Genomic DNA, 18,660 nt, shown 5'->3' with positions numbered 1-18,660 from the left:
GGAAAAATTCCAGCCATGGATCATGTTGACAAAATCGTTGCCCAGTGGGCGAAGGAAAGACCCGACCTGGATACCGCGCCGATGGCGCTTCTGGGACGCCTGCTGCGCGCGTCTGCCCGCAGCTCTCAGGCAACCGGTAAAACCTTCGCGCGGTTCGGTCTGAATTCGGCGGCCTTCGATGTGCTGGCCACGCTCAGGCGCTCGGGCGCCCCCTACCGGCTGTCTCCCGGCGCGCTGATGGACATGACCATGGTGACTTCCGGCACCATGACGAACCGCATCGACCAGCTTGTGAAAGCGGGGCTGGTCGAGCGCATCAAGAACCCGGAAGACGGACGCGGCTTCCTGGTGGCGCTGACAGACAAGGGCTTCGACCTGATTGACGAGGCCGTTACCGCCCACACTGAGACGCAGGCCCGGCTGGCAAGCGCCCTGCCTGAGAAAGACCAAGTTGCCCTGACGGCGCTTCTTAAGAAGTTCCTGGCGGGCCTTGAGGAAAAGACAGACGCCGAATGAAGGCTTTGCTTGCTTTTTGGTGCGATTCGTGGTCTATAGCCCCAAACACACCGCGCGAAGATGGCGAAATCAAAAGAACAATCGCTGGCGGTCCCTGACTTGAGCAATTTTCCCTTAAAAGATCGTTGCCCTGTAAATCGGCCCGGGAAATCCCGCAGGCCCCAACTGCCCGGCAGCTGATCTTTGCAAGCTTCCCTATTTATTTTTTGACGGTGCGCCCAGCCGGGTTTGGCGCGATACCGTGGTATGTGAAAGCTTACACTTGAAAGAATTTAATACTCTCGGCCTTGCCGAGCCCATCCTTCGTGCCCTGACGGCGGAAGGTTACACCCATCCAACTCCAATCCAGGCTGGCGTTATCCCAGCCATGCTAGACGGCAAAGATATTGTCGGCATCGCACAGACAGGCACCGGTAAAACCGCCGCCTTCGTTCTGCCGCTCTTGCAGCGCGTTCATGAAATTCGCAAGATGCCGTACCCGAAAAGCTGCAAGGCACTCATCCTTGCGCCCACGCGCGAATTGGCCGCCCAGATCGAGGATGCCATCCGCACCTACAGCAAGTTCCTGAAAAGCAGCAGTGCTGTTATCGTGGGCGGCGCCAAGGCTGGCCCGCAAATCCGCGCCATGTCGCGCGGCGTGGACATTCTTGTGGCCACACCCGGCCGCCTTGAAGACCTCATGAGCACCGGCGCCGTGATGCTGGAACAGACAAGCACGGTTATCCTTGATGAAGCGGACCAGATGCTGGACCTTGGCTTCATGCCTGCCATCCGGCGGATCATGAACTCTCTGCCACGCAAGAAACAGACGGCGCTTCTGTCGGCAACCATGCCGAAGCAGATCCGCAGCCTGGCTGAAGATTTCCTCCACAATCCTGTGGAAGTATCGGTGGCGCCTGCATCAAAGCCGATCGAGCGCATTACCCAAACGCTGATCCATGTGGAAAAGGCCAACAAACGCCAGATTCTGGTGGACGTGATGAAGCGCGAGGATATCGACCGCGCGGTCGTCTTCTCCCGCACCAAGCACGGCGCCAACAAGCTGGCGCAGGTGCTGGTACAAAACGGTATCAAGGCCGACGCCATTCACGGCAACAAGAGCCAGAACCAGCGCGTACGCACACTGGACGCCTTCAAGAGCGGCGATGTGCCGATCCTTGTGGCAACCGATATTGCCGCTCGCGGCATTGACGTTGACGGCGTCTCGCACGTGTTCAACTTTGACCTGCCGAATGTGCCTGAAGTGTTCGTGCACCGTATCGGCCGCACGGCACGCGCCGGCGCAACCGGTGTCGCGATTTCCATCTGTGACGAAACCGAACGCGAGTTCCTGCGCGACATCCAGAAGCTGATTGGCTTCCAGATCGAGCTGGACGAGCTGAGCGCCGCTGAACTGGTGCCCGAGCAGGCACCAGAGAAACCGGGCGGCAGGCGCTCTGCTGGTGGACGCGGTCGCAGCAAACCGGCGGGCAACTCGGGGCGCGGTCGGTCGCGGAACAGGCGGGCAAAGCCTGAAGGCGCGAAAGCTGGCGAACAGCGCCCGCAGCAGCCGAAGCAGGCACCGGTGAAAGCTGATGCCAAACCAGCCGGTGAAAACCGCAAACGCCGCCCTCAAAAAGGCAAGGGCCGGAACGGCCAGAATGCGCAGGGCGGCAATGGCGGCAATGGCGGCCAGAGCAACCAGAACGGCCAAAACGGCAACCGCAGCAAAAGCAGCCACCGCAAGGGCGGCAATCAGGGCGGCGACAGCGCGGGCCTCAGCCGCATGCTCGGGAATATCGCGCGCTCTGAACGGTCCAGCGGTCGCCAGAGAAGCGCCTGATACAAGCACCAAATGCCAGACCAACCAGGTGGGGTTCTCCCCACCTGTGCCAAGGACAGGCGCCAATTCCGGCGGCTTCCGCAACCGGAAAGACACTCTATGACCAAATCTATCCCCATGGCGCTTTGTGCCGCCCTTGGACTTATGCTGGCGGTCGCCAGCCCAGCCACCGCGCAGGACGGCAAGGTCGACGTGCCGGAAAACGCCAGCCTGGACCGCTACGGCTCCGGCTGGTCCTGCAACAACGGTTACCAGCGCAACAAAAGCCAGTGTGACAAGCTGACAATCCCGGAAAATGCTTTCCCGACCGGCCGCAGCTATGGCTCAGGCTGGGCGTGCAAGCGCGGCTTCAGGGAACAGGACGGCGGCTGCCAAGCCATCGCCGTGCCCGAAAACGGCTTTCTGACCGCGTCCGGCAACGGCTGGGAATGCGCCCGTGGCTACCGCACCGAAGGCAACAGCTGCCGGAAAATCGCTCTGCCGGAAAACGCCTTCCTGACGGACGGGAAATATGGCAACGGCTGGTCGTGCGAGCGGGGCTTCCGCGAAGAGAACAATCGCTGTGAAGAAGTGATCATTCCGGCAAATGCCTATTTCGTGGAACAAAGCTATGGCTCGGGCTGGCGCTGCAACCGCGGCTTCGCCCTTACAGGCAACAGCTGCGTGAAAATCGCGGTCCCACAGAACGCCTATCTGGTTGAAAACGGCGACAGGTGGCGGTGCGACCGCGGCTTTTCGCAGTCAGGCAACCAGTGCCTTGCACTGACCCTGCCAGAGAACGCCCACATTGATTATTCCGGCAACGGCTGGGAATGCGACACGCCCTACAGGAAAAGCGGCCAACGCTGCGAACTGCCGGGCTAAGGGCAAGCATCAGAATTCCGGTTTGGGCAGGCGTCAGAAGTGCCTGCCCATCCAATCAAGGAGCGCCTCATTCACCTCATCCGGGCGTTCCTGCTGGCTCCAGTGGCCGCAGCCCATCAGGTCTATCTGCTCGTAGTCATCAACCATATCCGGCATCGCCACCGCGATCTCGGGCGGGCAGGCGCGGTCAAGCTCTGCGGTGATCATCAGGCAGGGCACGGTTACCTTCGGCAAATTCCCCTCCCCGTCCAGGAAGCGCTTCTGGTCCTGCCAGTTGGCGCTCATGTTGCGGTAATAATTGAGGGGCGCCGTAAAGCCGTTCTTCGCATACGCGTCCACATACACCTGGATGTCCGCGTCTGACATCAAGGGGCTGCCGCCCCAGGCGCTCTCGCCTTTTTCAAGATGCCCGATCAGGTCCAGGCTCTTTTCCGCGAAGGGAATGTCAGTCGGGCGGGCGGTATTTTCGTCAGGCTTCCTCAGGAAATAGCGGAAAGTGGCGGCCATGTCGCGTTCCAGCAGCGGCTCGCACGCGCCTTCGGTTTGAAAGCGCACAATATACATCTTGTCGCCGAAGCGGGCGCGGAACATGTCCATCGGGTCCATCGGATAGTGCGGCAGCAAAGGCACATTCAGGCCCGCAAGGCCCAGCACGCGCTCGCCCTGATAAAAGGGCAGCTGCCACATCACCAGCGCGCCCCAATCGTGGGAGACGAAGACCGCACGCTCGATACCGTAATGGTCCAGCATGCCAGCCATGGCGGCGGTCAGCTTTTCCATGGTGTAATTCTCGCGCCCCTTGGGCGCGGAGGACGCGCCAAAGCCCGGCATATCGGGCGCGAACACCGGGTATCCGGCGGCCGCGAGCGCACCCATCTGCGCGCGCCAGCTATAGGCAATCTCAGGGAAGCCGTGCATCAGCACCACGGGCGGCTTGTCGGCCTCCGCCACATCCGGCCCGGCGCGGTAAACAGCCAGGTCAAACCCGCCTGCGGTGATAATATCCGGTGTGCCCATCGCTCTCATGCGTCCCTCCCTCGTCTTTCAGACGTGACTTAGCCTTGTGGCCTGAAAGGGCAAGCCCTACCCCGCCACCGCACCGATAAAGAGCGCCGTGATGCAAATGGGCGCGACATAGCGGATCACGCCGTGCCAAAGGCGGAACATCAGCCCGTCTTCCATCGGCAGTGCCTTGCGCACCTCCTCGCGGCTAAGCGCCCAGCCCACCATCAGCGCGTAGGCGAGCCCCGAAAGCGGCAGGATGAAATTGCTGACGCCTTCGCGGATCAGGTCAAAGAAGGTCATGCCGTCAAGCCCGAGCGCAGCGAGCGGGAACACATGCTTGCCGCCCGCGAAGCTATAGGCCGTGAGAAGGCTGATGATGACCGCGAGCGATGCCATAAGCACCGCGCCCTTGCGGCGGGACCAACCGGCTTCCTCAAGCCGTGCCACGGTGGGCGAGAGGAGCGAGATGGAGCTGGTGACCGCCGCGAACGTGAGCAGCAGGAAAAAGGCGAAGGCCACCACGGCCCCGCCCGGAATGTCCGCGAATATGAGCGGCAGCGTGAGGAACACAAGGCCCGGCCCCGCCGCCGCGCTGACACCGCTTGAGAACACAAGCGGGAAGATGGCAAGGCCCGCGGCCAGCGCCACAAACAGGTCCATCGCCACAATCCACAGCGTGGCGCGCGGCAGGTTGACATTGCTGCCCATATAGCTGCCGTAGGTCATGATGCCGCCCACACCGACCCCTAGCGTGAAAAAGGCCTGCCCCACGGCCTCCAGGAACAGGCGGGGGGTGACATCCATCTTGTGGAAGCCGAACAGGAAATCCACCGCCGCGCCAAAGTCGCCCGTGTTGCCGGAATAAATGACCATGCCAAGAAGGATCATCAAAAGCGCCGGCATCATCACCTTGCCGGCTTTCTCAAGCCCCGTGTTGATGTCGAACGAGACAATCAGCGCCGTCAGCCCCATGAAGATGGCGGACCACAGCGCCATCATCGGCATGCTGGATTTGAAATCCGCGTCCAGCGCCTGCACCTCATGGTCAGACCAGCCCGCAAAGCCGCCCTTTGCCGCTTCAATGGCATAGTCCATCGCCTGCCCCGCGATCACGGCATAGAAGGAAAGCACCAGAATGGTGCCCACAAGACCGGTCCAGCCCACGAGCGGCCAATGCAGGCGGCTACCAGCCTTCGCCTGCAAACGCCCGAGCGCATTGGGCGGCGAGGCCTTGCCCATGCGCCCCAGCATCAGCTCCGCCATGAAGGCGGGCGCGGCAACGAACGCGAGCGCCAGCAGGTAAATCAGCACAAAGCCGCCACCGCCATTCTGCCCGGCCACATAGGGAAAGCCCCACACGTTCCCCAGCCCCACGGCCGACCCGGCGGTGACGATGATAAACGCGATGCGTGATGAGAATGATGGATAGGCGGAATTCCCGCCCGAACTGGCGCCAGCCATATGCCCTCCCCCGAGGTGTTAGTTGTGTGGCGGACAGGATGGGGGAACAGGGGATGCGGGGCAAGGCTTTTCAGAAGCGCCAGATTTTATCGCCACAGGCTTGGCGGCGATGGCTGCTCTGCCCACTGATACTATGCCTGCCACCCCAGCCCCAGAAGGACAGCTTTCGCCCGGGAGCGGACGTTCCAGTAGCAGGAGAATTATCTAGCGCGCAAGTCTCTTGCCTCGCCTGAAGCGGACCAGGTCTAGCGCGCCATCACTTAGGATGGCTCGCAGAAGGAGGTGAATTATTCCTTTATAAGCCTCTGAATGCGACCAATGGTGTCCTTGAGTTGGCTATGGTCGTCTACCCAGACAACATTATAAAAAATGATAGCCATGACTATGGCAACAATCGAATAAGTTCGTATCTTAGCTTTTATCGATTTTTTCTTTAAGTCTGCCTTGACCCACGAGAAGGTGTCTTGTTGGGCGCTTTTAAGGGGGCTGTTTTGTGGACCATATTTTTCTCGCCAATCATTCACTTCTTGGCAAAGTTCTTCAGCTTTTTCATCCGATAGGCCAGCCGACAATCCTTGAAGGACAATTTTGATTTCAGCGTTTTCATGGTCGGCAGGAATGTAGTTGTCTCCGCGCCTGAGCATTTCCTCAGTTTCTCTTGAGTGCGCACATAAATAGCCGATATGGACATGCTTGCTATCGAGTTTATGGGGTCTGAATGGGCCTGCGCTTTCCCAAGAATGGAACTTTTTGCCAAAAACGTTGCTAACTTCGATTCCCTTTGAGGACAGCTTTATGTGAGGAAGTTTTTTATAGAATGTCCACAAGTTTAGGCAAATGACCGCTACCATGAGAATAGCGAGACAACTGTGTAAGTTGAGGCGACCAAATTCATCATTCGTCACCATTAAAATAGCTAACGGTATGGATGCAGCTCCACATGTAAGCAGCATATACTTGAGCGCTTTGGTGGATGGTCCATAGACTTTTATTTCATCATTTTCTTTATGTAGAACCGACATGCTTATTTTTCGACTTCGAAGAAACTAGTTGCATATTGTTCAAAACATATAACCAACTCAAAAGAGAAAGATAGGGTTATCCGTTTTGGGTTAGAAAGTGTCATTCCTAGGCTGGAGTAAGTCGGCTATCACGATAGTCCGCTTCTGGCCGAGAGGCGAGATTCGCCTTAATGATATAATGATCATTGAGTCAAAAAAACGGGTCATCCTACCGTCCCGAAGCCCAATGTGATCACATTCACTTTTTAGCCTCAAAATGTCCGATTTTGGCTAGATTTTGGTGGGCACTATGGGTGTGAAAAAAGTGCCCAAAGTGACCGTTTTTGGTCCATATGGCCCAAAATGTGTGCCCTTTTTGCGGGATTTGGGCGCTATGGCGGCGGGGTGTATGCCCAAAATCTGACGCTGTGTTTTACAACCCCGGCAGATTGATTATGATCAACCACACGCCTTAGCGCACTTGCTAGGGTGGCGACTGTAAAACCAACAGCAAAGGAGCTTCACATGTCAGATGGCGGATACCATGAACCGATCAACGAGCTTTCAGACGACACGCGCGACATGCACCGCGCCATCCGGTCCCTGATGGAAGAGCTTGAAGCCGTTGACTGGTATAACCAGCGCATGGATGCCTGCAAGGACCCGGAACTGAAGGCGATTTTGAAGCATAACCGCGACGAAGAGAAGGAACACGCCGCCATGGTCATGGAATGGATCAGGCGCAAGGACCCCACGTTCGACAAGGAACTGAAGGACTATCTGTTCACCGACAAGCCGCTTTCACACGACTAGGCCAGGCACACGACTAGGTCAGCCGCACGACTAGATCGCGGGCCGCGTTTCAGCCGAAAAGCTCGTCCACCGCGCGGATGGCGGCATCCACCGCGCCGTTCACATAGGCGTAGGCCGAGCTGTCGGAATTCGCGATGGCGAGCTTGCCAACGCGCGCCCGCGCGGTAAGGTGCGGGCCGTTTTCCGGTGACCAGCCACCATCGAAAAGCTCATTATATTCATAGGCATAGCCGTGCGGCCAGCGGTTCACCGTGATGGCGGCGATGTCGCGTTCGGCGTCAAAGCCGTAGGGCCCCAGCGCGCCGGTCAGTTGGTCAATCGCTGCCTGTTCGAACTCCTCAAAACTGGTGCCATACATCTGGTAGCGCCCCGCCTTGTGCTGCTCGCGGCTCATCAGGCCCGGCGCTTTCGGGATATGCACCATATGCACCAGGATCGGTTTTTCGGGGTCGCTTGAGAAGGCGTAGCCGCCCATCGAGACCGGGAAATCGAGCGAGAAATTGCTGTAAAACGCACCCGGCGTGTAAACATAATTCACGCCCGCCTGCTTGAACGCCCGCCAGTTCCTGAGCGCCACATTGACATACGCCAGCGGCACTTTTTCGGGCCACTGCAGCGCCTCGATCTGCTCTTCGCCCAGCTCCGGCATGATGAACGGCAGGATATGGCCATAGCAGGCCATGATGCCATAGCGGGCTTCCACGCGCTCTGCCCGGCCGTCCCGAACATAAGTGATTTCAACGCCTTCGGCTGTATTCCGGGCCTCCACGGCAGTCGAGGACAAGCGGATGCGGACGCTGTTTTCCGCCAGGTCGAGCCTGTCATAATGCACGCGGGCGAGCGCCTCTTCTTCCATGGTGCTGGCTTCCACGGCGTTCGGAATCAGCTTGGCGACAGCAAGCCGCGCGACGCCTGCGTTGCCGTCCGGGAAGTGGAAGATATAGGGTTCTTCACTGTCATAGGGCTCCGGAACGTCAAGCGGGTCAAGCCCGAGCCCGAGCGTGCCGCCGATGCCGAAGCGCACAGCCTCAAGGCCCGAGAGCGCGTCCCAGCCAAGCCCCCAGGTGCCCACGACTTCATCGCGCAAAAGCTCGCGCGCCATCTCGCCAAGGCCGCCGTGCTTGATCATGCACTCTTCAAAGGAAGTCCGCGCCAGATAGTCGATCTTCTCATCCCGCGACAGGTGCGCCAACCAGTCCGGCTGGTCCACAAGCCAGTGGTGCAGCGCTTTTTTGTCAGCGTCTTCAAGGGGTAAGCCGGTAATAAGAGTGCTCAGCTCAGCCTTCTCCGCGTCCCCATAGGCGGCCAGCACATTGTGGCTGCCGCCCGTGCGGCTGCGCTTCAGAAGCCCGCTTTCGCCGAAGGTTTCCGCGCCCGGGTGGACGCCCGCCGTCAGGCCCTGGCGCTCATAGAAGCTCTGGTCGAAATAGCGGTAGAATTTTTCCGTGTCGATGCCGAGTGTCTCAAGGAAGGCCTTTGAGCCCGCGCTATAGTGCGCCGGGCTTTCCAGTGACTGGCTGCCGCCGTAGCCGACCAGCAATTCGCCGTCCACATTGAATTCGTTGCGTTTGGCGTGCCCGCCGAAATCGTCGTGGTTATCCAGGATCAGGATGCGCGCGCCTGCGCCCAGCTTTTCCTCAGCCAGCACAGCCGCTGCGAGGCCGGAGATGCCAGCGCCCACAACCACAAGGTCATACTGGCCGTCCTTGGCCTTCCGGGGGCGGTCATAGGACTTGCCTTCCCAACTGATGGCGTGGGCGACCTCGAAGCTGCCAACATGGCTGCCGCGCAGGCCAGTTTTGGCGGGTGGGTAGGTCCAGGCGCCCTTGCTGTCCACAAGGCCGTTTGCCATCGCCTTCGCCGGGCTCACGCCTAGCGCCGCCGCCCCTGCCAAAGTCACCCCTGTCAGCCCGGTCAGGGCCACGCCATTCAAGAAATCTCGCCTGTTGATGCCCTTCAGCTTGGACATGGATACTCACTCCCACAATTCACGCTCCACCCCGAGCATTTCCCGAAAACAGTAAACCAGGACAAAGCGGGCGCAAAGGAAAATGTGATCACATTAATAAGCTGCTGATTAGTATATGATTTTCAGACTATAGCAGCGCCTCAATCGCGGACCGGATCGCCTCCGGCTTCGTCTTTGGAGCGAAGCGTTTGACCACATTGCCCTCGCGGTCCACCAGGAACTTGGTGAAGTTCCATTTGATGCGCTCCGTCCCCATCACACCTGGCTTGACGGCCTTGAGGTGCTTATAGAGCGGGCTGGCATCATCGCCGTTCACATCGATTTTCGCGAACATCGGGAAGCTGACCCCATAATTGATCTGGCAGAACTCGCCGATCTCATCGTTCGACCCCGGGTCCTGCTTGCCGAACTGGTTGCAGGGGAATCCAAGGATTTCCAGGCCTTTGTCCTTGAGGTCTTTGTAGAGCACCTCAAGCCCCTCGAACTGCGGAGTGAAGCCACATTTGGAGGCGGTATTGACCACCAGAAGAACCTTGCCCTTATAGTCTGCCAGGTTCTGCGGTTTTCCGTTCAACCGCTCGCACGTGAAATCGTAAACAGACGTCATCAGGCCTCTCCCTCATTTGCTCCACCCGACCAAGGTAACGCACTGGGTACAGAAGGCAAGCCGATCCAACGCTACTCGCGCTCTCAAAGCGCAGAACCGGGAAGGTAGGACCGCATGTATATTAGCCCGCGAGCAGGAGCCTGCCCCGCATAACCTCAACCGCCTGCCCGGCTATCTTGACCCGGTCCCCCTTGACCGTCAGCCATAAGTCACCGCCACGGGCTGAGACCTGCCGTGCATAGAGGGTGTTCTTGCCCAGGCGCTCCGCCCAGTAAGGGGCCGATACACAGTGGGCAGATCCCGTTACCGGGTCTTCCGCTATGCCGTGGTTGGGAAAAAAGCATCGAGAAACAAAATCCACATCGCCTTCCCCCGGCGCCGTTGCAATAAAGCCAAAAGGTGCGAATGCCTTCAGCGCCGCGCTATCGGGTGTTAGCGCCCGCACGGTTGCGGCATCTTCGTATACAAGCATCAGGTCCCTGTCTGCGCGGTCGCTTTTGCACACGGCCATCGGCTCTGCCCCCATCGCGTCGCCCAACCCTTGGGGAATATCATACGGGTATGGGTGCAGTGACGGGAAATCCATCTCATAACGACCGCCGTGCCGGATAACGGCCAGCACCCCTGAGGCAGTGTTGAAGCGCACCATCTCCCATTCGGGGTGCAGGTGGGTGAAAACCACATGGGCGGAGGCTAGCGTGGCATGACCGCAAAGCTGTACTTCCATGGTGGGCGTGAACCACCTGAGCTCATAATCGGCATCATCACTTGCTGACGGCACGATAAAAGCGGTCTCTGACAAGTTGTTTTCAAGCGCGATCTTCTGCAACAGGGCATCGTCTGGAAAAGCAGTGAGCGGACACACCGCCGCCGGGTTACCCCTGAACGGCCGGCTGGTGAAGGCGTCAACCTGATAGAGGGCGCATTCCCGCATATTGCTAGCCTTTCGCCCAGGTCTTGATGTCGTCCTGGTCCTTGGGCGCAAAGCCAAGGCGGAACTCACTACCCTTTTTCCAAACCGGGCGCTTGATCAACGCCTCGTGTTCAAGCATCAGCTCGGCGGCTTTGCCGGCATCCACCCCTTCGCGCTCATTGTCTGGCAGTTTGCGCCATGTGGTGCCGCGGGTATTCAGGAGAGCTTCCCAACCCAGCGCAGCGATGAAGTTCGCCATCAGGGCATCATCCAGACCGTCAGCGCGGAAATCATGGAAGCTATGCTCCACACCTTCGGCTTCCAGCCATTTGCGAGCTTTCTTCACGGTATCGCAATTCTTGATGCCATAGATGGTCAGCATACTCATTCCCCAATTTTTCCAAGTTCTTTAACGGTCAGTTGGTCAGACAGCAGGCTTGGCGGGTCCACATGGATGAGGACTTCGCTATCCGGGAACGCCTCGCCAATCATGGCCTCCACCTCATCCGCCACGAAATGCGCGTCCTGCACGGTCATGTCTCCGTCTACCTCGATATGCATCTGGATAAACAGGTCCCGCCCTGACATGCGGGTCTTCAGCTCATGCAGTCCCCGCACATGCGGGTTGCCCATGGCCAGATTAAAAATCTTTTCCCGGTCCTCAAGGCCCAGTTCCTTGTCCATCAGCATGTCGACAGCAGGCAGCGCGATTTCCTTGGCGCCATACAGGATGTAAAGCGCGATCAGGATACCGAAGGCACCATCCGCATAATCGAAACCGGCGGCCGTGGCCCAGGCCGCAAAAATCACTGACAGATTGAGCAGAAGATCACCCTTATAGTGCAGATGGTCGCCCGCCACGGCCAGAGAGCCAGTATGACGCACCACATACGACTGGAAGGCCACAAGCGCGAGAGACAATAAAATCGCAACCCCGGACACCACCATCACCAAGGTAGACTGTGTCACAGGGTGTGGCACAGCCACGTGGTTGATCGATTCGAGCAACAGAAACACAGCTGAGCCCGACATGATGGCCGCTTGAAACAGCCCCGCCAGAGCCTCAGCCTTGCCGTGCCCGAAGCGGTGATCCTCGTCAGGCGGCAACAACGCCGTGCGCACGGCAAACAGCGTGACAAGCGACGCCATAAGGTCGAGGCCGCTATCGGTCATGCTGCCAAGCATGGCCACAGAATCAGATAGCCACCAGGCAACCGCCTTTGCCGCCACCAGCGTGGCCGCAACGCTTACGGAAGCGCGCGTTGCCCAGCGCATCAGATTGTTGCTCTTGTCCCGCGTCACGGTAGCCATCCTTTCCATGAAGACTTGCCTTAGGGGTATATAAGATGGCACCCCAAGCACAAGAAAAAACGCCCCGCCGGAATGGGCGGAGCGTTCTTTCAGAACCGAAATACTTCAGAACTTCTATTCTTAGTGCAGCTTGCTTTCGACGTCGGTGATTGCCTTGTCGATCAGCGCGCCGCCTTCCTTGCCCTTGAGCTTGTCGGCAAACACAGCGCCAGCCGCCTTGATGGCAACGTCAACTGCAACGGCGCGGACTTCCTTGACCGCATTGGCTTCAGCCTGTGCAATCTTTTCTTCCGCGGCGCGCGTGCGGCGCTCAGCCATGGCTTTGATGTCGGCTTTTGCCTCTTTCGCCATGATCTTTGCGTCTTCTTTCGCCTGGGCTACCATATCGGCAGCTTCCTTTTCAGCGTCGCGTTGCTTGCGCTGGTAATCGTGCAGAAGCTTCTCGGCGTCCTCACGAATGGCTTTCGCCTCATCCAGCTGGCCTTTGATTGCAGCCGTACGCTCGTCAAGCATACCGGCGATTGTCTTGTGTGCCTTGGCATACATCACACCGGCAACAAAGACGACAAAGGAACCGGCAACCCAGAAGGTTGGATCGGAGAATACAGAACCGTGTCCATCAGCCATGGTTATGCTCCCTTCACGTCTGCGAGCGCTGACTTAACAGCACCGGAAACTGCGGCGTCATCGCCTTCAATACCAGCCAGCTTGGCAACGAGGTCGGCCGCAACATCGCTTGCAACATCGCCAACGCCTGCCAGGGCCTCTTCGCGTGCCTTGGAGATCCGAGCTTCAGCTTCCGCAGCTTTCGCTGCCAGCGTTTCCTCGAGCTCGGCCTGGGCTTTCGCGATATCAGCCTGAATTTTCTCTTTGGCTTTCAGGATTGTATCCTGAGCCTGCTTGCGTGCCTTCGCGCTTGCTTCCTCGTACGCTTCACGTACGTCATCAGCGTCCTTGCGCAGCCGTTCGGCTGTATCCAGGTCGTTCGCGATCCGCTCTTCACGCTCTTCGAGGACCTTGGTCACGCGTGGCAGAACCAGGCGGGATACGATCACGAACAGCACGATGAAGGTCAGGAAAAGCCATACGACCTGCTCTTCATAGGTCGCGAAGTTCAGCTGTGGCAATCCACCTGCTTCTTCGTGTGCGACTTCTGTATGAGCTTCTGCCATCACTTGCCTCTGTGGCTAGATGTTTCTGGGATCGGGCCTCTTGGCCCACCACCTGTCAAAGCAAGCTTTGCCTGGGTGGCTTATAAGCACTTGGCGCGACCACGCTTGGCCGCGCCTGGTGCTTCATTCGGTAGCTGATCCTTAACCGAAGAGGATCAGGAACGCGATAACCAGCGCGAACAGGGCAACAGCCTCTGTCAGGGCGAAGCCCAGGAGCAGGTTACCGAATACTTTCGGTGCAGCAGACGGATTGCGCAGAGCACCAGAAAGGAAGTTACCGAAGATGTTACCAAGACCAATACCAACACCGGCGAGAGCGAGAGTGGCGATACCAGCACCAATCATCTTTGCGGCTTCGAGTTCCATGTTAAATTCCTTCTCTATTGAATGAAGCTTGATTTCTAAACTGTTAGGATTGTCCGGATCTTAGTGCGATGGATGCATTGCATCATGCAGGTAGATACAGGACAGGATGGCGAAAACGTAGGCCTGCAGGAAAGCCACCAGGATTTCCAGCCCCGTCAGGAAAATGTTGAAAGCAAACGGCAGGATTGCTGCGGCCTGGCCAACAAGACCAATAGTACCCAGCGAGATAATGAAGCCTGCGAATACCTTCATCATGATGTGGCCCGCCAGCATATTGGCAAACAGACGAACCGACAGGCTGATCGGGCGTGTGAAATAAGACATAATCTCAATCGGCACGATCAGAATATAGAGCGGTGCGGGGACGCCGGATGGCGCAAACAGCTTCAGGAAGCCGAGGCCATGTTTGGCAAAGCCAATCAGGGTCACACCCAGGAACACCACCGCTGCCAAGGCAAACGTAACAATAATGTGGCTGGTTGCTGTAAACTGGTAAGGCACCATGCCCCAAAGGTTACAGCCCAGAATGAACATGAAGAGGGTGAAGATGAAGGGGAAATATTGTTTCCCTTCACGGCCCACATTTTCTCTCACCATGTTGGCGATAAACTCGTAGGCCATCTCAACGATTGCCTGCCAACGCCCTGGAACCAGTGAGCCCTTGCGAATACCGCCGACCAGGAAGAAGGTCAGAAGCGTTACAACGATCACCATCATCAGGGAACTGTTAGTGAAGGAAACATCAACCCCGGCGATTTCCATTTCGGCGATGGGCTTGATTTCAAACTGCTGAAGAGGTCCTGCCACGGCTACCATCTCTTTTTTTGTGCAACCCGCTTTATGCGGATCGCGGTCAATCTTTATCCGCCTTGCCCGCGCCATCCTCACCAAGGTCCTGCGCCGGTGCATCCTCAGCCTCTGCCTGCATCTTGTTGGCCTCACGGATTACATTCCGGATGCCGGCGGCGAAACCAAGAAACAGAAAGCCAATCAAAAATCCGGGGGAAGTACCGAGCCATCCATCCAGGTTAATACCGATAATCAGGCCAACGCCCACACCAGCAACCAGATCGATACCCATCCTGAAGGCCCTACCCATGGGAGACGGCTTGTCATCAAGCGTTTCTCCCTGAGCCTTCTTCCGGGCTTGGCTCAATTGCTCGTCAAGTGCCTTGAGCTTTGGGTCAATCTTATTTTCACCCATCGCTTCAGCCCCTTGAACCCCGCGTTCGACCAACATTTCTGCCGGGCTGCTCCCTTAAAAAGAAGCGCCGTAAAAGGCGCCTGCAACATAGTGAAGGCCCCACCCCGTGTCAAGGTCTATCGCAAATAAGTTAACCTATTGTTTTTAAATAGCTTTTAAGAAAAAAGCCATTAACCGGCCTCACGCAATTCCTCGGCGCGCTCAAGGTCGACGGAGACAAGGGTCGAGATTCCGCGTTCCGCCATGGTCACGCCAAAGAGCCGCTTCATCCTTGCCATGGAAACCGCATTGTGCGTTACAATCAGGAACCGCGTGTCTGTTCGCTCGATCATTTCATCGAGCAAATTGCAGAATCGCTCAACGTTCGCGTCGTCCAGTGGGGCGTCCACCTCATCAAGCACGCAAATGGGTGCAGGGTTAGTGATAAACACTGCAAAAATAAGGGAAAGAGCCGTCAAGGCCTGTTCCCCGCCCGAAAGAAGCGACAGCGCCTGCAGTCTCTTGCCTGGTGGACTGGCGAAAATCTCAAGGCCCGCATCCAGCGGATCATCGGACTCCGTCAGTTCCAGATGCGCTTCACCGCCACCGAACAGGGTTTTGAAGAGTTCCCCGAAGTGGTTGTTCACTACATCAAAAGCTTTCAGAAGGCGCTCGCGCCCTTCCCTGTTGAGGCTGCCGATCGCCTGCCTGAGCCGCGCGATTGCGTTCTCAAGATCTTGCCGTTCCCCGACCAGATGAGACAACTGTTCGTCGATTTCGGTAAGCTCTTCATCCGCCCGCAGATTCACGGCACCCAGCCGGTCCCGCTCACGCTTCAGCTTTTCAAGCTTGGCTTCCAGCACCATGGCATCCGGCAGGCTGTCGCTTGCCTCAAGACCTACCTTTTCAAGAAGCTGGGTAGGAGCACACTCGAACCGCTCGCCGATCTGGCTTGCGATATCCTTGCGGCGGGAAACTGCATTTTCCACGGCGGCGTCAGCCCTGATCTGTCGCTCACGCGCTTCGGACTGTGCCTCATGTATTTCCTTGAGGGCCTTGTCTTTCCCCGCCAGCTGCGCTTCGGCTGTCACCAGCTTGTCACTGCTGTCGTGACGCTCCTTTTCGGCCTTTTCAAGCTCTGTCAACAAGGATTGACGGCGGTTCTCAAGGTCTTCAGGGCTCGCTTCTGCGTCCTTCAGCTGGCGTTCTGTCTCCTGCTGGCGGTCATCTAGCGCCTTCAATTGCTTCGCCGCACTATCCACCCGCAATTGCCACGCCCCTGATTCGGTTTGGATTGCATTCAGCCGGTCATTGCGCGTTTCCGCTTCCCGGCGCAGGCTGTCATAGGCTGCGCGGGCGCTCGAAAGTTCTGACCGCAGCGCTTCAACTTTGCTGCGAGCGTCCTGGAGCTCAGCCTCAAGCTTGGTATTTTCCGGCAGTTCCGCCAGTTTGGCATCGATGCCTGCCTGTCGCTCGTTGGTTTCAGCCTCTTCCTGGGCCAGACGCGCCAGGCTGTCTTTGAGCATATTGACTTTACTGGCCCGCTTACTGGCTTCCTGCTCGGCATTAACAAGCGCGCGGCGCGCCTCAGCCAGCGCCTTTTCGACATCCTGGCGCACCTGCCTCTGGGCCTGCTCCGCCTCGCGGGCTTTCTGGTGAGCATCAAAAGCATGCTGGGCCGCTTCCGCGGCACCTGCAGCTTTATTGCGCGCCTGTTCCTCCTCGGCCTTCAGCTTCAAAAGCCGGTTCTGGCGCTCCAGCCGGATGGCAGCCTCACTTGGGGCGCCCGCCTTCTGCACATAGCCATCCCAGCGCCAAAGCTTGCCTTCGCGGTCAACCAGCCGCTGCCCGGGTTTCAGCTGTTTCTGCAGGCTACTTCCGTCTGCGCCTTCATCAAGGATGCCTGCAAACGCGACGCGCCTCTCTAGAACCGATGGCGCTGTCAGAACGTCCTTAAGCGGGGTCACACCTGCAGGCCAGCTTGCTGCCTCCAGCGCGCCCTGGCTGCTCCAATGGCGTTTGGCCGATTCGCTCAGACCAGCTTCGGCTTCTTCGCCCAACGCCGCACCAACTGCAACCTCAAAGCCAGGCTTGGCCTTGAGCGATGCTGAAACCGGCAGGTCCTCGTCCGCGGCGGATTGCTCAAGCATGCGTTCCAGGTTGCCCACTTCCGCCAGTACAGACTTGTGCGCGCCTTCTGCTTCTGCTTTTGCGGAATCGGCTTCATTGCGGCGGTTGCGTGCTTCAAGGGTCGCCGCTTCCGCAGCCTGCAGGCTATCCGCCACCTTGCCCAGTCGCTCTTCTTCTTTTTCGACCGTCTGTTCGGCGGTCTTGAGCGCCTTCAGGATTTCATCTTCGGCCGTCATGGCATCCAGCTCGCCGTTCAGGCGCGTCTGTTCTGATCTGAGCTGATCGCCCCTGCGCACGATCGCGAGCTTGTCGCTTTCAAGACTGGACCGCCGCGCACGGGCTTGGGCTGCCTGTTCGCTGATGCCATCATATTCGGCTTCTGCAGCCGACGCAGCCTTGGTTGCTGTATCAAGCTTTTCCCGGGCCTGCAGTTCATTGTCTTTTTCGGCATCGCGCGCAGCTTCAAGCCGCTTCTTCTCCGTCGTCAGGCGATCGAGCGCAGCCTTTGCGTCCGCTGCAATCTCCGCCTCGCGCTCGCGGTCAGCACCGATTTGCTCCAGCGTCTGACGAAGCGCAAGCGCAGTTTGTTTGCGCCGCTCGCTTTCCTGCTCCAGGTTTTCCTTTTCAATCGACAGGCGCTGCAGCTTGGCTGCGGCCGCCGCATCCGCCTCTCTGAGCGGCGGCAACATGGCCGCAAATTCAGCCTGTGCCTTGGCAAGCCGCGCAACTTTCTCTTCGATCTCGGCGACGCCTTTCTCAGATTCCCTAAGCGCACGTTCAAGATTGATGACTTCTTCGGCAGCATGTGCCCAGCGCATATAGAGAAGGCTGGCCTCCGCCTGTCTGATATCGCCGGAGATGGAGCGGTAGCGCACAGCCTGTTTAGCTTGTCGTCTCAGGCTCTGGATCTGGCTTTCCATAGCCTGGATCACATCCTGCAGGCGCGTAAGGTTGCCTTCAGCACCTCGCAGACGGCTTTCGGCCTCCTTGCGCCGGGTGTGAAGACCGGAAATGCCGGCGGCTTCTTCCAAAATTGCGCGCCGGTCCTGTGGCTTGGCATTGATCAGCGTGCCGATACGCCCCTGACTTACGAGCGCAGGCGAGTGTGCGCCGGTCGCAGCATCCGCGAACAAAAGCTGCACGTCCTTTTGGCGCACATCCTTGCCATTGATGCGGTAGGCAGAACCTGATTCACGCTCAATCCGGCGTGTTACTTCAATGAAGTCTTCGTCGTTATAGTCTGCTGGGGCGGACCGGTCCTGGTTATCGATCACCAGCGTTACCTCGGCCATGTTGCGCGCCGGGCGCTTGTCCGTACCGGCGAAGATCACATCGTCCATGCCGGACCCGCGCAAGCTCTTGGCGCGGTTTTCTCCCATAACCCAGCGGATGGCTTCAAGAAGGTTGGATTTACCGCAGCCGTTCGGGCCCACAACGCCGGTCAGGCCGCGCTCAATATGAAGCTCGGTCGGATCGACGAAGGATTTGAACCCCGATAATCGCAGACGCGAAAAACGCATGGCTGCG

At 58.2% G+C, this 18,660-nt stretch carries 18 protein-coding genes; 4 read left to right on the top strand and 14 right to left on the bottom strand.

Annotation, left to right across the window (positions count from 1 at the left end; translation table 11 throughout):
• Nucleotides 1-15: 15 nt before the first annotated feature.
• The 3 genes from ACFO5Q_RS06585 to ACFO5Q_RS06575 all read left to right on the top strand — a co-directional run bounded on the left by ACFO5Q_RS06585 (nt 16) and on the right by ACFO5Q_RS06575 (nt 3,202).
• Nucleotides 16-516, top strand: coding sequence for a MarR family winged helix-turn-helix transcriptional regulator (locus tag ACFO5Q_RS06585; protein ID WP_068153220.1), 501 nt, complete (start codon nt 16-18; stop codon nt 514-516).
• 262 nt (nt 517-778) lie between these two features.
• Nucleotides 779-2,338, top strand: a complete 1,560-nt coding sequence (locus ACFO5Q_RS06580; protein ID WP_068153216.1) for a DEAD/DEAH box helicase — start codon at nt 779-781, stop codon at nt 2,336-2,338.
• A gap of 99 nt (nt 2,339-2,437) precedes the next feature.
• The gene (locus tag ACFO5Q_RS06575) at nt 2,438-3,202 is read left to right on the top strand and encodes a hypothetical protein (RefSeq protein ID WP_068153213.1); all 765 of its coding nucleotides are present in this window, start codon (nt 2,438-2,440) and stop codon (nt 3,200-3,202) included.
• Between the two features lie 33 nt (nt 3,203-3,235).
• Here ACFO5Q_RS06575 and ACFO5Q_RS06570 read toward each other — a convergent pair whose 3' ends face one another.
• The 3 genes from ACFO5Q_RS06570 to ACFO5Q_RS06560 form a co-directional block, all read right to left on the bottom strand.
• The gene (locus tag ACFO5Q_RS06570; RefSeq protein ID WP_068153210.1) at nt 3,236-4,228 is read right to left on the bottom strand and encodes an alpha/beta fold hydrolase; all 993 of its coding nucleotides are present in this window, start codon (nt 4,226-4,228) and stop codon (nt 3,236-3,238) included.
• A gap of 57 nt (nt 4,229-4,285) precedes the next feature.
• On the bottom strand, nt 4,286-5,668 hold the full coding sequence (locus ACFO5Q_RS06565) for a sodium-dependent transporter (RefSeq protein WP_068153208.1): 1,383 nt from the start codon (nt 5,666-5,668) through the stop codon (nt 4,286-4,288).
• Between the two features lie 287 nt (nt 5,669-5,955).
• Nucleotides 5,956-6,690 (bottom strand): hypothetical protein, encoded by a 735-nt coding sequence (locus ACFO5Q_RS06560; protein ID WP_068153203.1) that lies wholly within the window; start codon nt 6,688-6,690, stop codon nt 5,956-5,958.
• 504 nt (nt 6,691-7,194) lie between these two features.
• On the opposite strand from ACFO5Q_RS06560, the gene ACFO5Q_RS06555 reads away from it, so the two are divergent.
• On the top strand, nt 7,195-7,482 hold the full coding sequence (locus tag ACFO5Q_RS06555; protein ID WP_068153201.1) for an encapsulin-associated ferritin-like protein: 288 nt from the start codon (nt 7,195-7,197) through the stop codon (nt 7,480-7,482).
• Nucleotides 7,483-7,531: 49 nt separating this feature from the next.
• Here the strand turns inward: ACFO5Q_RS06555 and ACFO5Q_RS06550 are convergent, their stop codons facing one another.
• The 11 genes from ACFO5Q_RS06550 to smc all read right to left on the bottom strand — a co-directional run bounded on the left by ACFO5Q_RS06550 (nt 7,532) and on the right by smc (nt 18,653).
• Nucleotides 7,532-9,451, bottom strand: coding sequence for an NAD(P)-binding protein (locus ACFO5Q_RS06550; protein WP_068153198.1), 1,920 nt, complete (start codon nt 9,449-9,451; stop codon nt 7,532-7,534).
• Nucleotides 9,452-9,578: 127 nt separating this feature from the next.
• The gene (locus ACFO5Q_RS06545) at nt 9,579-10,058 is read right to left on the bottom strand and encodes a glutathione peroxidase (RefSeq protein ID WP_068153195.1); all 480 of its coding nucleotides are present in this window, start codon (nt 10,056-10,058) and stop codon (nt 9,579-9,581) included.
• Between the two features lie 121 nt (nt 10,059-10,179).
• Nucleotides 10,180-10,992, bottom strand: a complete 813-nt coding sequence (locus tag ACFO5Q_RS06540; RefSeq protein ID WP_068153193.1) for a PhzF family phenazine biosynthesis protein — start codon at nt 10,990-10,992, stop codon at nt 10,180-10,182.
• A gap of 4 nt (nt 10,993-10,996) precedes the next feature.
• A complete protein-coding gene (locus ACFO5Q_RS06535; protein WP_068153190.1) occupies nt 10,997-11,353 on the bottom strand; it encodes an ArsC family reductase in 357 nt (118 codons plus the stop codon).
• Nucleotides 11,354-11,355: 2 nt separating this feature from the next.
• Entirely contained in the window at nt 11,356-12,291 is a 936-nt protein-coding gene (locus ACFO5Q_RS06530) for a cation diffusion facilitator family transporter (RefSeq protein ID WP_197421355.1), read from the bottom strand.
• A 111-nt stretch (nt 12,292-12,402) separates the two neighbouring features.
• A complete protein-coding gene (locus tag ACFO5Q_RS06525; RefSeq protein ID WP_068153187.1) occupies nt 12,403-12,909 on the bottom strand; it encodes a F0F1 ATP synthase subunit B family protein in 507 nt (168 codons plus the stop codon).
• 2 nt (nt 12,910-12,911) lie between these two features.
• A complete protein-coding gene (locus tag ACFO5Q_RS06520) occupies nt 12,912-13,454 on the bottom strand; it encodes a F0F1 ATP synthase subunit B family protein (RefSeq protein WP_068153184.1) in 543 nt (180 codons plus the stop codon).
• A 141-nt stretch (nt 13,455-13,595) separates the two neighbouring features.
• The gene (locus ACFO5Q_RS06515; protein WP_068153181.1) at nt 13,596-13,820 is read right to left on the bottom strand and encodes a F0F1 ATP synthase subunit C; all 225 of its coding nucleotides are present in this window, start codon (nt 13,818-13,820) and stop codon (nt 13,596-13,598) included.
• Nucleotides 13,821-13,880: 60 nt separating this feature from the next.
• Nucleotides 13,881-14,636 (bottom strand): F0F1 ATP synthase subunit A, encoded by a 756-nt coding sequence (locus ACFO5Q_RS06510; RefSeq protein WP_068153512.1) that lies wholly within the window; start codon nt 14,634-14,636, stop codon nt 13,881-13,883.
• A gap of 37 nt (nt 14,637-14,673) precedes the next feature.
• Nucleotides 14,674-15,024 (bottom strand): AtpZ/AtpI family protein, encoded by a 351-nt coding sequence (locus ACFO5Q_RS06505; RefSeq protein WP_197421354.1) that lies wholly within the window; start codon nt 15,022-15,024, stop codon nt 14,674-14,676.
• Nucleotides 15,025-15,194: 170 nt separating this feature from the next.
• Nucleotides 15,195-18,653 (bottom strand): chromosome segregation protein SMC, encoded by a 3,459-nt coding sequence (smc, locus tag ACFO5Q_RS06500; protein WP_068153177.1) that lies wholly within the window; start codon nt 18,651-18,653, stop codon nt 15,195-15,197.
• Nucleotides 18,654-18,660: the final 7 nt, after the last annotated feature.

The sequence above is a fragment of the Kordiimonas lipolytica genome (assembly GCF_042651265.1).
Classification (GTDB): domain Bacteria; phylum Pseudomonadota; class Alphaproteobacteria; order Sphingomonadales; family Kordiimonadaceae; genus Kordiimonas; species Kordiimonas lipolytica.
This window is presented reverse-complemented; position numbering and strand designations above follow the sequence as displayed.